This window comes from Falsihalocynthiibacter arcticus (genome assembly GCF_000812665.2).
Classification (GTDB): domain Bacteria; phylum Pseudomonadota; class Alphaproteobacteria; order Rhodobacterales; family Rhodobacteraceae; genus Falsihalocynthiibacter; species Falsihalocynthiibacter arcticus.
Genome location: NZ_CP014327.1, coordinates 1,632,194 through 1,644,775, shown reverse-complemented (window position 1 = coordinate 1,644,775; position 12,582 = coordinate 1,632,194). Strand labels below are relative to the sequence as shown.

The 12,582-nt window shown below is 52.9% G+C and carries 13 protein-coding genes and 1 pseudogene; 5 read left to right on the top strand and 9 right to left on the bottom strand.

The features are described from left to right. Positions 1-17: 17 nt before the first annotated feature. Positions 18-233, bottom strand: a complete 216-nt coding sequence (locus tag RC74_RS08140) for a hypothetical protein (protein WP_062628183.1) — start codon at positions 231-233, stop codon at positions 18-20. A 144-nt stretch (positions 234-377) separates the two neighbouring features. Here RC74_RS08140 and cobO point away from each other — a divergent pair, with 144 nt between their 5' ends. Then, entirely contained in the window at positions 378-986 is a 609-nt protein-coding gene (gene cobO, locus RC74_RS08135) for a cob(I)yrinic acid a,c-diamide adenosyltransferase (protein WP_039001794.1), read from the top strand. Positions 987-990: 4 nt separating this feature from the next. Here the strand turns inward: cobO and RC74_RS08130 are convergent, their stop codons facing one another. The 4 genes from RC74_RS08130 to RC74_RS08115 all read right to left on the bottom strand — a co-directional run bounded on the left by RC74_RS08130 (position 991) and on the right by RC74_RS08115 (position 6,351). Continuing rightward, complete coding sequence (locus RC74_RS08130; RefSeq protein WP_039001793.1) at positions 991-1,815, bottom strand: 4-(cytidine 5'-diphospho)-2-C-methyl-D-erythritol kinase; 825 nt, start codon at positions 1,813-1,815, stop codon at positions 991-993. A 6-nt stretch (positions 1,816-1,821) separates the two neighbouring features. Beyond that, positions 1,822-3,507, bottom strand: coding sequence for a tetratricopeptide repeat protein (locus RC74_RS08125; protein ID WP_039001792.1), 1,686 nt, complete (start codon positions 3,505-3,507; stop codon positions 1,822-1,824). A 116-nt stretch (positions 3,508-3,623) separates the two neighbouring features. Then, a complete protein-coding gene (locus RC74_RS08120; protein WP_039001791.1) occupies positions 3,624-5,276 on the bottom strand; it encodes an electron transfer flavoprotein-ubiquinone oxidoreductase in 1,653 nt (550 codons plus the stop codon). Positions 5,277-5,427: 151 nt separating this feature from the next. Beyond that, the gene (locus RC74_RS08115) at positions 5,428-6,351 is read right to left on the bottom strand and encodes a phosphatase PAP2 family protein (RefSeq protein WP_052274783.1); all 924 of its coding nucleotides are present in this window, start codon (positions 6,349-6,351) and stop codon (positions 5,428-5,430) included. Between the two features lie 174 nt (positions 6,352-6,525). Here RC74_RS08115 and greA point away from each other — a divergent pair, with 174 nt between their 5' ends. Together greA and RC74_RS08105 are read left to right on the top strand one after the other, a co-directional pair. Continuing rightward, a complete protein-coding gene (gene greA / locus RC74_RS08110; protein WP_039001790.1) occupies positions 6,526-6,996 on the top strand; it encodes a transcription elongation factor GreA in 471 nt (156 codons plus the stop codon). Between the two features lie 21 nt (positions 6,997-7,017). Next, on the top strand, positions 7,018-8,049 hold the full coding sequence (locus RC74_RS08105; RefSeq protein ID WP_039001789.1) for a hypothetical protein: 1,032 nt from the start codon (positions 7,018-7,020) through the stop codon (positions 8,047-8,049). Here the strand turns inward: RC74_RS08105 and RC74_RS08100 are convergent. From RC74_RS08100 to RC74_RS08090, 3 genes and pseudogenes are all read right to left on the bottom strand, one after another. Further along, the gene (locus RC74_RS08100; protein ID WP_082802221.1) at positions 8,046-9,797 is read right to left on the bottom strand and encodes a bifunctional molybdopterin-guanine dinucleotide biosynthesis adaptor protein MobB/molybdopterin molybdotransferase MoeA; all 1,752 of its coding nucleotides are present in this window, start codon (positions 9,795-9,797) and stop codon (positions 8,046-8,048) included. The genes RC74_RS08105 and RC74_RS08100 overlap by 4 nt on opposite strands. Beyond that, positions 9,794-10,414 (bottom strand): molybdenum cofactor guanylyltransferase MobA, encoded by a 621-nt coding sequence (gene mobA, locus RC74_RS08095; RefSeq protein WP_039001788.1) that lies wholly within the window; start codon positions 10,412-10,414, stop codon positions 9,794-9,796. The genes RC74_RS08100 and mobA overlap by 4 nt, the downstream gene beginning before the upstream one ends. Continuing rightward, a pseudogene (locus tag RC74_RS08090) lies at positions 10,411-11,243 on the bottom strand (formate dehydrogenase accessory sulfurtransferase FdhD). The gene mobA and the pseudogene RC74_RS08090 overlap by 4 nt, the downstream one beginning before the upstream one ends. 80 nt (positions 11,244-11,323) lie before the next feature. On the opposite strand from RC74_RS08090, the gene RC74_RS08085 reads away from it, so the two are divergent. Together RC74_RS08085 and RC74_RS08080 are read left to right on the top strand one after the other, a co-directional pair. Then, on the top strand, positions 11,324-12,034 hold the full coding sequence (locus tag RC74_RS08085; RefSeq protein ID WP_039001787.1) for an AzlC family ABC transporter permease: 711 nt from the start codon (positions 11,324-11,326) through the stop codon (positions 12,032-12,034). After that, entirely contained in the window at positions 12,031-12,360 is a 330-nt protein-coding gene (locus RC74_RS08080; RefSeq protein WP_039001786.1) for an AzlD domain-containing protein, read from the top strand. Before RC74_RS08085 ends, RC74_RS08080 begins: the two co-directional genes overlap by 4 nt. A 62-nt stretch (positions 12,361-12,422) precedes the next feature. Here RC74_RS08080 and RC74_RS08075 read toward each other — a convergent pair whose 3' ends face one another. Beyond that, complete coding sequence (locus tag RC74_RS08075) at positions 12,423-12,557, bottom strand: aa3-type cytochrome c oxidase subunit IV (protein WP_039001785.1); 135 nt, start codon at positions 12,555-12,557, stop codon at positions 12,423-12,425. Between the last annotated feature and the right edge of the window lie 25 nt (positions 12,558-12,582).

Sequence of the window (12,582 nt, the reverse complement as noted above, 5' to 3'; positions counted from 1 at the left end):
ACACCCTGTTGCGACCTCTATGGCGACAACGGCACGCAATAAAACCCGCCCGAAATCTCGGCGGGGGCATAATTGGTCCGAATAGCTTCGACAACTTCCCCGTTGGAGCGAACGGTAAAATCGCTGCCTTCGACGCTTACCATTTTTACATCAAAACCCTTCGTGCGGGGGTGTGGACTGTCACAGCCTGTCACAGCCAAAAGGGCAGAAAGTAAGATTGCGAGAGCACGCATATGGAGGTTTCCTAATCTGGTGTGAGTAAGGCTAATGCGACGTGGTTAACAAAGCCTTACTTCGCGCACAGGACTGTGCGGAAAAGCACCCTTGCAACCCGTGCCATCTGCCTCCAAAGTCGTTCCGGAAAACAGGAGAAACCCATGAGCGAAGACACTGAACGCCACGCGATGAAAATGGTTAAAAAGAAGGCCGCTCGTGATAAAATCATGGCGACAAAAACCGACCAGAAAGGCCTGATCATTGTCCATACGGGCAAGGGAAAAGGCAAATCGAGCGCGGCATTCGGGATGATTTTTCGCTGTATTGCGCATGATATGAAATGCGCCGTCGTGCAATTCATCAAAGGCGGGATGAGCACTGGTGAACGCGACCTTATCCTCGACAAATTTAGCGATGCTTGCGAATTCTATACGATGGGTGAAGGGTTTACCTGGGAAACCCAAGATAAATCACGCGATATCGAAATGGCGACCGCCGCTTGGGAAAAGGCAAAAGAACTCATTCGTAATCCCGAAAACAAAATGGTTTTGCTTGATGAAATCAACATCGCGATGCGATACGACTATATTGATGTGAACGATGTGGTCGAGTTTTTAGCGACCGAGAAACCGCCGATGACCCATGTTGTTCTGACAGGGCGCAACGCCAAAGAGGCCCTCATTGAGGCCGCCGATCTGGTGACGGAAATGGAACTTATCAAACATCCCTTCCGCGCAGGTATCAAAGCGCAGATCGGCGTTGAGTTTTAGGAACCTATACTAAGATACGAGCGGATTTCACCCACCAAGTTGGATGCGCGTCAGCGATTTTTGCAGCGGCCTTAGTAGCGGTCGCTGCATCTGAGAACACCCCGAAGCACGTCGCCCCGGAACCCGACATTCGGGAGAGGAGCGCACCATTCTGAGAAATCGCTTCAAGTACTCGGGAAATGACAGGCTGAACCGCGATTGCGGGTGCCTGAAGATCATTGCGCTGGTGCGCAAGCCATCTACAAAACTCGTCCAAACTGGAACAGTCCGGCACGTCATCCATTGCTGTATTATGGCTGTTTTCCAATGCCTTGAAAATATCTGGTGTTGCTACACTCTGACGTGGATTGATCAATAAAAGGGCCATATCAGGCAGTTTGGGAACGGCGGTTAAGACTTCGCCAATTCCTTGCATTCTAGCCGTAGTAGACGACAAACACACGGGCACGTCCGCCCCGAGTTGAAGCACATCGGAACTCTTTGGCAAAGGCCGCGCCCAATGACGAGCAAGCAACCGCAGAGTTGCCGCAGCATCGGCAGACCCACCTCCAATCCCAGAAGCCGTTGGCAGGTTTTTTTGCAGAGTCAAAGCGACCGATTGCCCAGACTTCAACAAACGCGCAGCACGCAGGACAAGGTTGTCTTTTTCCTTGGCAAGCCCCGCACCCTCTGGCCCTTCAACCGCCAGGGAAAGTATGTCTGAATTCGTGGCTCCAACATAGTCGCCGATATCTGCGAACACCACGAGGCTATCGAGAAGGTGGTACCCATCCGCACGCCGCCCTGTGACATGCAGTGTCAGGTTTATTTTTGCGGGAGCGAATTCCATTTCAACCTAGTCTTCGGTCGCAATTTCTTCATCCGCCAAGACCTCGTCCAATCCGACTTCTAGTTTGCGACGGATGCGATCGGCATCCTTTTCCTCGGGTTCAAACGACAGTGCCCGACGCCATTGAAAGTCAGCTTCAATCTTGCGGTTAACCATCCAAAGCGCGTCGCCCAAATGATCGCTTACAACGGGATCTACGGGTTCTAATTGCGCAGCCTTTTCCATCAATTCGGCTGCCTCTTCATAGCGTCCGAGCTTATAATAGGCCCACGCGAGAGAGTCTATTATATAGCCATCTTCAGGGCGCGCTTCCACGGCTTTTTCAATCATTTCAAGGGCTTCATCGAGGTTTTCGTTTTTCTCAACCATTGAATACCCAAGATAATTCAGCACTTGAGGTTGATCTGGGTAGAGCGCCAATGCTTGACGGAAGTCAGCCTCAGCCTTTTCCCAATCCTGCGAGCGTTCGTGCGAAATTCCACGAGAATAGAACACAAACCACAAGTTCGGTGTAATCTCAGGAAAGAGTTCCAAAGCCCCGTCATAAGCTTCAATCGCGCCCAAATACTCCTCTTGGCTGCGCAAAAGATCACCCAGCCCGATCAGGACAGCGGGCAATTCTGGGCGGTTTTTAGACAGGGTACGCAATACTTCAACCGCAGCCTCCGGCTTTCCGGCTCGTCTTAAGGTGTCTGCGCGGCCAATTTCGGCCAGATGGAACGAAGGATGGTCGGTGGGCACTTTTGCGTACGCCTTGGTCGCTAAGTCAAATTGCTCCAGTTCTTCTAGCATTTCAGCCGTGAGCAATACCGCTGGAATAAAACTGGGGTCCAGAATTTCTGCCATACGGGAATAGAGGATCGTTTGGTCAGGTGTGCCTTCAACCGACAAGATTTCAGCAAGGGTAAACGCCGCTTGCGCCACGCCTTCACGGGCCGATGGAGCAGCAGTAAACGCAAGCGTTTCACCGTTTTCCAAACGTGCATAAAGATCGGCGAACTCAGGGTCCGCATCCCCAAGATTATAGGCCTTCCCAAGCGCTTCGAGCGCGTCGTCATTGCGCTCCATTTGGCTCAAAATTTCGACATAGGCAATCAGGGTTGAGCGTGTATGCGAAAAACCTTTTTCCTCAATGCTTTCAAATACCTCTAGTGCAGCGCCGTAGTCGCCCACTGAGCCGAGTGCCAAGGCTCTATGGAAGTTCGCTATCCCCTCAAAGCTGGGTTGAGCCTCAAGCGCATCAAACTTCTCGAGCGCAACCGACATTTTACCACTGCCAAGTTCTGCCCATGCATCAATGAGTTGCGTCAGAACGGGGCCAAGATCAGCGCCATCTTTAATGCGCTTGGAAACGGTGTCGTACTCGCCGTTTCTGATCTCCTCTATCGTCAAAACAAGGTCCGCAATCTGTGAGTGAACATCCTGTTCTTCGAGGGCCGCTGCAATCGGGATTGCACTGTCGATCTGCCCCAGGGACAAGAAAGACGCCGCGGCATTATTCATCAGGAAAGTGTTGTCGGGGTCCAGCGCGAGAGCGCGTGTGAAATACACGACGGCTTCCTCAAAATCAGCGGCACTACTAGCGCTTCTGGCGGCAAGATACGCTCCAGAAAGCCCTTCGGATTGCGCCGAAAAACCAGAGAAAAACAGAGCGGTGGAGAGGAGCGCGGTGCGCAAAAAGGAGTGTTTCAAACAATCAGGCCTTTGGCAATTCGTTGCGTTACCTTGAACTTAAACACTCGCATGCCGCAACGCAATGCGGAGGCGCGCAATCAACGGCCTCCGCACAGTCTTGTGAGAATAATTGCTCACATATTTGGGTAGTTAGGCCCGTCGCCGCCTTGGGGGGTAACCCAAGTGATATTTTGGCTCGGGTCTTTGATGTCACAAGTTTTGCAATGGACACAGTTTTGGAAGTTCACTTGGAATCTTGGGCCTGTGCTTGGGTCGTCAATCACCTCATAGACCCCAGCTGGACAGTATCTTTGGGCGGGTTCTGCATATTTGGGCAGGTTCACCGAAATTGGCAGACTGGGATCGGTCAAATGCAAGTGACTTGGCTGACTTTCCTCATGGTTGGTCGCCGAAAAACTAACGTTTGTGAGGCGATCAAAGGACAGTGTTCCATCCGGCTTGGGATAATTGATTTCTTTGTGATCGGCTGCCAGCCCTGTGGCTTCAGCATCGTTTTTACCGTGCCTTAGCGTCCCAAAAAGGGAAAGCCCGAAAAGCGTATTGGTCCACATATCAAACCCGCCAAGTGTCAGCGAAGCGATCAGGCCCAGTTTCGACCAAAGCGGCTTCACGTTGCGCACTTTTTTAAGGTCTTTTGCAATGACGCCGGTGCGCAATTCGGTGTTATACTCGGTTAACTCGTCGCCCGAACGCCCGCCCTTTATGGCGTCGAATGCGGCCTCGGCGGCAAATTTTCCCGAGAACATAGCGTTGTGATTGCCTTTGATGCGCGGCAGGTTCACGAGTCCAACAGAACATCCCAAAAGTGCGCCGCCTGGGAAAACGGCCTTGGGCATCGACTGATAGCCGCCTTCGGAAATCACCCGTGCGCCATAAGCCACGCGGCGGCCACCTTTGAGAAGTTTTGCGATTTCAGGATGGTGCTTGAAGCGTTGGAATTCCATATACGGGAAAACATAGGGGTTTGCGTAATTCAAGTGCACAACAAAGCCGACGTAAACTTGGTTATTTTCCAAGTGATAGATAAACGAACCACCGCCCGCGTTGCCGTTAAGCGGCCAACCCATTGTATGGGTGACGGTGCCTTCGCGGTGCAGGGCGGGGTCAACCTCCCAAATTTCCTTCATGCCAAGGCCGAATTTTGCCACATCGGAGTCTTTGGCGAGGTCGTATTTCGCGATAATTTCCTTTGAGAGACTGCCGCGCGCACCTTCCGAAAGGAAAACATACTTCCCACGCAACTCCATTCCGGGTTCGTAATCACTGCCAATAGAGCCATCGGGGTTTTTGCCAAATTCACCTGCAACAACACCCACGAGTTCGTCGTTCTCGCCGTAAATCAATTGCGAACACGCCATGCCGGGGAAAATTTCGACGCCCAACTCTTCGGCCTGCTCCGCCATCCAGCGGCACACGTTCGCCATCGAAACAATGTAATTGCCATGATTGTTCATCAAGGGTGGCATGAGGAAATTAGGAATACGGACGGAGCCTGCTTCGCCCAAAAACAGGAAGTTGTCCTTTTTGACCGGAACCGTGATCGGCGCGCCGCGTTCTTTCCAGTCGGGGATCAATGCGTTTAAGCCTGCTGGGTCTAAAACCGCGCCCGAAAGAATATGAGCCCCGACTTCGCTGCCTTTTTCCAACACAACAACGTTAAGATCTGCGTCCAATTGCTTGAGCCTGATCGCCGCTGACAGACCCGCAGGTCCCGCACCAACAATCACAACATCATACTCCATGGATTCGCGTTCAATATCGGCCATTTCATCCCTTCCCGCACCCGTAAGGCGTCTCACATTCTTGCTCTCTCGCTTTTAGCGATACCCGTGAGAGGGAAAAGGGTCAATCGTGACACCACGTTAAACTGCGCCCAAGCAACGGAATGATCGGCAACGACCACAGAAATTTCACGGACTAAACCACGACTTCGCCAGTTCTGCGCGATTGCCAAAGCAAAAATTTCCAAAGCAGGACGATGAACAGGATCGAAACATATCCGTCCACCACGTAATGCCACCCCAGAAAAACCGACAAAAACAAATAAGTGAGTACGAAGGCGATGCAAATGGGCAATGTTTTGGGGAAGCGCTCGTAAATATAAAGCGCAAACATTGTTGCAACTCCGATGTGAACGCTTGGGAAGGCGGAAATTCCCGTCCCGAGGTGCTGATTTCCCTCCACATAATTTTCCCACAAGTATTCCTGAATGAAACCCACAGCTCCGCCCATTGTCCCCGAAGTATTGAGGGCTTCGAGCAGCGGCGCAAAGTCATTTCCACCGTAAACGCGGTCAAAGAAGATCGGACCACAGGACATGAAAACGAGCGCGATTACATTCCCAAGCACAACCCAAGATGCGAAGTACAAAATTAAAAATCGGCCCACCCGCTCTTTATTACTGTCCACAACCAGCAAAATTACTGGAAAAATGACGCCGATTGCCAGCCAAATTTTCAGGTAAATAAAGGTTGTCAAAGCTTCAGGGATATAGGCCTGAAATTGGTGCGTCAGCTCCCACGGTGTCCTTCCAAAAGAAAGAAGCTCGTCGACCTCAATCAAGAATGGATCAGCATAAAATGGACTAAAATTCACCATCGTTGTCTTGATAAGGGTAAACACCAAGAACTGCATTCCGGCGAGAATCCCGACGAGAAATGCTAAAGGTAACCGCTCGCGCAATAGGTCTCGTGCAAAAATGAGCCCGAAAACAAAAATTGCCAGAAAACCCCAACTTCCATCAAGCAGGAGGCTTAAAGGCACCAATAAAACATCATACCAAAAATTTCTGTAAATTTCGAGCGGAACTTCCGTGAAAAACCAAACGATCGCAAGTCCCACAACTAAATGGCCTGTAACAAGATAGAAATATACTCGCACTAAACTGCCTGTTTTAAATACTATTTTTCGTTCGTTATTAGTGGGACTTCTGCTGACACACTATTGACTTTTTATGCCAAGCTTGAATTAACAAGTATGTGTTGCCAATAACCCATTCATTCACATAGGGCACCCATGGAAAAAATACCAATGACCCAAGCTGGGTTCTCTCGGCTTGAAGTAGAATTAAAGAAATTAAAAACTGTTGAACGGCCGCTCATAATTAGTGCGATTGCCGAAGCGCGTGAGCACGGTGATCTTTCTGAAAACGCCGAGTACCACTCCGCCCGCGAAAAACATAGTTTTATTGAAGGCCGCGTCAAAGAACTTGAGGCCATAATTTCGCTTGCCGAAGTCATCAATGTTGCCGCCTTGTCGGGCACGATTAAATTCGGTGCCACCGTCACAATTATGGACGAAGACACGGACGAGAAAAAAACTTACCAGATCGTTGGGGAGCCTGAGGCAAACCTTGAAAAAGGCCTCCTCAACATCAAATCCCCACTCGCTCGCGCCCTCATCGGCAAGGAAGAAGGCGACAGTATTGTTTTTAACGCTCCTGGTGGGACACGTGATTACGAAATCCTGAAAATCGTCTTTCAGTAATACCAAAGCGGAAAGTTCTCCATGGCGGGTACCGAAAAACAAGAAACACTAGACTTGGGAGTTAGCTCCCAGCGCGCCACAGCAGCGGGCCTTTCGAGGCCCGAAAAGCTTGCTGTCGCACTGTCGGCGGTATGGATGGTCGGCGTTGCAGCTATTGTCTTGATGTCTCAAGGCGACACCGCAGCAGCTCAACTTGAGTCGTTGCGGTTCATCATGACTTTGGTAGCCGTTTTCCTGCCCGTCGCGGTTGTTTGGGTGGGTGTTTTATCAGCGCGCAGCGCGCGGACCATCCGCGACGAGGGTGCGCGCCTCCAAGCTTCAATAGACGCCATGCGCCTTAGCTATGTTGCCCAACAGCAGAGCGTCACACTGGCCAATATTCCTTCCGTGGTTGAGAAATTGGACCAGATCGTTTCCGCTCAACGCCAAACCGAATCCACGATAGCGACCTTTGCAACCTCACGCCCAGCGAGTGCACCTGCCCCAATGTTGATCAAGTCTGCGGCCCTGACCACTGCCCGACAATCCTATGACGCGCAACCAACGTTGGCTCTCGGCACATCCTCTGAGGACATCGCGCCACCCTTGTCCAAAGCTGATTTTATTCGGGCCGTGAATTTCCCCGAAAATGCCGAGGACAAGGAAGGTTTCGCCGCCCTGCGTCGTGCCCTCAAAGATCGCGAAGCCTCCCGCCTCATCCAGTCCGCACAAGACGTTTTGACCCTGCTCAGTCAAGACGGGATTTACATGGACGACCTGCGCCCGGATCGGGCGCGCCCCGACATCTGGCGCCAGTTTGCCAACGGTGAACGTGGTCGGACAGTGGCGGTTATTGGCGGCATTCGGGATCGGTCTTGCTTGGCGTTAACTGCGGGACGTATGCGTCAGGATCCCATTTTCCGCGACACGTCACATCATTTTTTGCGCCAGTTCGACAAAACCTTTTCCGTCTTTGAGGCCGACGCCACCGACATGGAAATCGCCGAAATTACTGATACAAGAACCGCGCGGGCATTTATGCTTTTGGGCCGCGTCTCGGGTACCTTCGACTAAATTCCAAAACCCGAAAATGGTAAAAACCGAACGGGCGAACCCTCATTGATTTCGGTCTGATCTTCTGAAAGTTCGATCAATCCATTCGCCCAGCTCAGCCCAGATATCCGCCCTGACCCTTCCGAGGCAAAAGCTTCAACCCGTCCATCCTCCGCCAAACGCGCACGCAAAAACTCCCGCCTACCAGGTTTCTTTCGTTTGGAAAACGCCGCCGGAACATTAAAGCCAAGCGGCACATCCCACTCCGCCCCTGATAAAACACCAAGCGACGGGCGCGCAAAAATCAACGCACAAACAAATGCCGCCACTGGGTTGCCAGGAAGGCCAAAAACCGGCACGCCTTTCCACAGCGCTAAGGCCAATGGCCGCCCAGGTTTTATCGCTATGCGCCAAGTTTGCAGTGCACCTTTCTCGGCCAAAAGGGCCCCCACATGGTCCTCATCTCCCCCCGACGCGCCGCCAGAGGTGAAGACAACATCGACTTGGGAGGCCGCAGCATCCAGTGCGGCTTCAAGCACATTACGGTCATCCTCTACATGCCCAAGGTCCACCGCTACGTGCCCCCACGCCGCCGCAAGCGATAACAACATCGGGCGATTAGCGTCATATGTTGCCGACGGGATTTGCGTACTTCCCGGCGCGACAATTTCGTCCCCGGTTGAAAGCACACCCACGCGCAACTGCTGAAAAACCGGAACATCCTGCGTGCCCGTCGCTGCCAGAATAGCGATCTCGGGCGCGGTCAGCCTTTGCCCCGCGCGCAAAATGACCTCTCCCTTATCCACATCCTCGCCCGCGCGGCGGGTGTTCGCTCGCGGCTTGAGTGGCCCGTTAAATTTGATCGCGCCCCCTTGGAAAGCGACATCTTCTTGCATCACCACACTGTCAACTCCGGCGGGCAAAACTGCCCCCGTCAAAATGCGCACGGCCTGACCCGCCGCGACAGATCCCTCATACGGGGCACCCGCAGCGGCACGCCCATCCAGCACCTGAAATTCTTGCAAACCGGCAACGCCAGAATTGGAAAGCCCATACCCATCAACCGCCGAGTTTGCCGCGGGCGGATTGGCCCGCAAAGCCACTTGATCCAAAGCCAAAATGCGCCCCGAAGCTGCGTCCAACGGAATTTTCTCAACGCCAACCACCGTTGATAATCGCCCCTTCAAGCGGTCCAATGCCTCCTGAACCGGCGTCCAATGCGTGCCTTCCGGCAGGGCAAAGCAATCGTCTTTGACTGGGGGAACGTCGCTGGTTCCAAGCCCGACTTGCATCAACACAAAATCCGCAATCGCCGCGGTATCATCCAAATCAAAAACGGGGACGTGTAAATCCTGCGGTTGATCTGAAGCCACGCCAACAATGCTCGCATCCTTTAGGCAAATGAGCGCCTCCCGCGCCACCTCCGCGCGATGCACTTCTATTTTGGGGTGGGGTGACGCCTTAAACCCTTCAACCAAAACCAAATCAACAGGATCTAGTCGCGCCAAATGCGCCGCGAGGTCCGGCTCCTGTTCTCCACGCAATTCACCCATCAACGCCCAGCGTTGCGACGATGAAAGTAGCACCTGCTTTGCGCCTGCGGTTCGATGCCGATGGCTATCTTTGCCTTCCTGATCGATGTCAAACCGATGATGCGCGTGTTTGGTTGTGGAGACCGAGAAACCCCGCCTCGTAATCTCGGAAATCAGCCGTTCCATCAAGCCAGTTTTGCCGTTGTTTTTCCAACCCGTGATTCCAAAAACCCTCATGCACCGGCCGCCAAAAATGCACGCGCTTGTGCCAAATCTTCGGGGGTATTCACGTTGAAAAACGGGTCAAACGGCGTGGTTGGGAAAACCGCCTTTGCGACCCCATGCGTATCTGCCCAAAGGATGACCTTTCGCACGCCGCCCTTCAGCGCTGCTCGCAAATCCTCCCGCAGGGCAACTGGCCACAGCCCGAAAACCGGATGCAACATCACTTTACCAGCCTCATTTGGTGTCGCCGCCATCGCAATCGGCAAGTTTTCGATTTCCGACGCGAGCAACAGTCTTGGTACAATGTCCGCAGGGAAAAATGGTGTGTCGGCGGCGGCGGTAACGATATGATCCGCCCCCTGTTCTGCGGCCCAATCAAGGCCCGCAAGCACCCCCGCAAGTGGCCCAGCATAACCCACAATCGTATCGCCGATAACGTGCAGTCCAAAGGCCGAAAACCGCGTCGCGTCGCCGTTCGCGTTGAGGGAAATATCCGCGACTTGCGGCGACAGACGTTCAATCACATGCGTCAACAATGGCACGTCACCAAGGTGGGTCAAACACTTGTCCCCGCCCCCCATTCTCCGCGATTCCCCGCCAGCCAAGATAACGCCTAATGGTGCTTTCATTGCGACGCCTCCTTGTTGCGCATCACGGGTTTTACATCCCGAATAAGGCGCTCTTCCCCGACAAACACGTAAAGCGTTGCCCACGCATGCGCCCGATAAGGGTCAGCCCAATCGACTGTGCAATCTCAACACCCCAAGCGGTAAACCCCGAACGGGACACAAGGGTTGGAATGCCCATTTGCGCGCATTTAATAACCATCTCGCTGGTAAGGCGTCCCGTCGTGTACATAATTTTATCGGACGGATCGGCCCCGGTGGAAAACATCCATCCCGCAACCTTGTCCACGGCGTTGTGCCGACCAACATCTTCCATATAAACCAACGGCTTATCCTGATAGCACAGCACCGTTCCATGAATGGCTCCAGCCGTCAAATACAGGCTTGGCATGCGATTAATACTGTCCGCCAACGCATAGAGCCAACTGGTTTTCACCTCGACCTTGGGCAATTCAAGTGCTTCCAACCCCTCCATCATATCGCCAAATACGGTTCCCACGGCACAGCCACTTGTGCGGATCTTCTTGCGCATTTTTTCCTCATAGTCGGTCTTGCGTTCCGTACGCACAACGACGACTTGCAAGTCCTCATCATAATCGACGCCCGTCACAACATCATCCGCGTTCAACATCCCCTGATTACGCAGAAACCCAAGCGCCAAATAGTCGGGGTAATCACCAATTGTCATGGCCGTAACGATCTCTTGACTGTTGAGGTAAATCGTTAACGGTCGTTCCTCGACGACATCGATTTCCACAGGCAATCCGGCCTGATCAAATCCGACGACTTTGCGGGTCAAGCCCGCGCACTCCGGATCCGGCGCAATCAACATTGGTACAATATTTGGGGTTGTTGCCACAGACCGTCCCTCTATAGGTTTAGCTTAATTTTCCGATAGCTTAGAGCCAGTCCATGCCCAACTCCACCATCAAATCCGCGTTTTGGCGTGGTCTTCGCGACGGATCGCCTTTTCTCGTCGTCGGCGCGCCGTTTGCATTGCTTTTTGGCGTCGTCGCGACCGAGAGCGGGTTGGACATCCTCCATGTCATGTCCTTCTCAATTTTGGTGATCGCGGGGGCGGCGCAATTCACGGCCGTCTCCTTGATGGATGAAAACGCCCCCACAATTATCGTGCTTTTGACAAGCCTCGCGGTCAACTTGCGGATGACAATGTATTCCGCGTCACTTGTGCCTTACCTTGGCAAAGCCCCCCTATGGCAACGCGCAACCGTCAGCTATTTGTTGGTGGATCAGGGATATTCTGTCAGCATCTCGGAATACGAAAAGCGCCCGAAAATGAGCGTCGCAGAGCGGTTTGCGTATTTTGCTGGGACAATGACCCTCCTCACGCCTGTTTGGTATATTTTCACCTTCGTCGGGGCAAAGGTCGGCTCGGAAATCCCGCCCGCGTTCGCCTTGGATTTCGCGGTTCCCATCACGTTTTTGGCCATGGTCGCCCCGATGTTACGTACGGCAGCCCATGTGGCCGCAGCGGTAGTTTCCATCATCCTCTCGTTGCTTCTGGGCTTTATGCCCGCGGGAACCGGCCTGTTGGTCGCCGCCTTTGCTGCCATGATCGTAGGCGCGCAAATTGAAGTCTGGATGGAAAGGAACGCCACATGACTTATTCGGACGCAAATATTTGGTTCATCATCGTTGGTTTGGGGCTCGGAACCTACTTAATCCGCTTCTCGTTCCTTGGCCTCATTGGCGGACGTGAATTACCGGAATGGTTGCTGCGCCATTTGCGTTATACACCGGTTGCCGTGATGCCCGGGCTTGTGGCTCCGCTGGTTCTTTGGCCCAACGCCACGGGCGGCGATCTTGATCCCGCACGTTTAATCGCCGCAGGTGTCACACTCTCAGTGGGGTATTTCAGCAAGAATTTCCTCGCCGCGTTCTTTTGCGGCGGCATTGCGCTGTATCTTTCGCTCTACTTGCTTAACTAGAGCGAATGGGCCTTAAAATACGTACAAACGGCGGCCCATGAGCCGCCGTTTTGAGTCTGCACTTATGTATTGAAAAGCGCTAAAAAGATCAGAATGCCGATCGAAATTCCGCCTCCCCAAGTCACCAATTTAATAAATCCGGCAAAGGTGTTTTCTTGAACTTCAACGTCCGCTTCACCGTGCTTATGTTCGGCCATCTGGTTATTCCTTTTTTGTGTCACA

Excerpts from the sequence above, each read along its gene's own strand:
- RC74_RS08140 (WP_062628183.1), bottom strand. The coding sequence starts at position 233 with ATGCGTGCTCTCGCAATCTTACTTTCTGCCCTTTTGGCTGTGACAGGC.
- cobO (WP_039001794.1), top strand. The coding sequence starts at position 378 with ATGAGCGAAGACACTGAACGCCACGCGATGAAAATGGTTAAAAAGAAG.
- RC74_RS08130 (WP_039001793.1), bottom strand. The coding sequence starts at position 1,815 with ATGGAATTCGCTCCCGCAAAAATAAACCTGACACTGCATGTCACAGGG.
- RC74_RS08120 (WP_039001791.1), bottom strand. The coding sequence starts at position 5,276 with ATGGCCGATATTGAACGCGAATCCATGGAGTATGATGTTGTGATTGTT.
- greA (WP_039001790.1), top strand. The coding sequence starts at position 6,526 with ATGGAAAAAATACCAATGACCCAAGCTGGGTTCTCTCGGCTTGAAGTA.
- RC74_RS08105 (WP_039001789.1), top strand. The coding sequence starts at position 7,018 with ATGGCGGGTACCGAAAAACAAGAAACACTAGACTTGGGAGTTAGCTCC.
- RC74_RS08100 (WP_082802221.1), bottom strand. The coding sequence starts at position 9,797 with ATGAGGGTTTTTGGAATCACGGGTTGGAAAAACAACGGCAAAACTGGC.
- mobA (WP_039001788.1), bottom strand. The coding sequence starts at position 10,414 with ATGAAAGCACCATTAGGCGTTATCTTGGCTGGCGGGGAATCGCGGAGA.
- RC74_RS08085 (WP_039001787.1), top strand. The coding sequence starts at position 11,324 with ATGCCCAACTCCACCATCAAATCCGCGTTTTGGCGTGGTCTTCGCGAC.
- RC74_RS08080 (WP_039001786.1), top strand. The coding sequence starts at position 12,031 with ATGACTTATTCGGACGCAAATATTTGGTTCATCATCGTTGGTTTGGGG.
- RC74_RS08075 (WP_039001785.1), bottom strand. The coding sequence starts at position 12,557 with ATGGCCGAACATAAGCACGGTGAAGCGGACGTTGAAGTTCAAGAAAAC.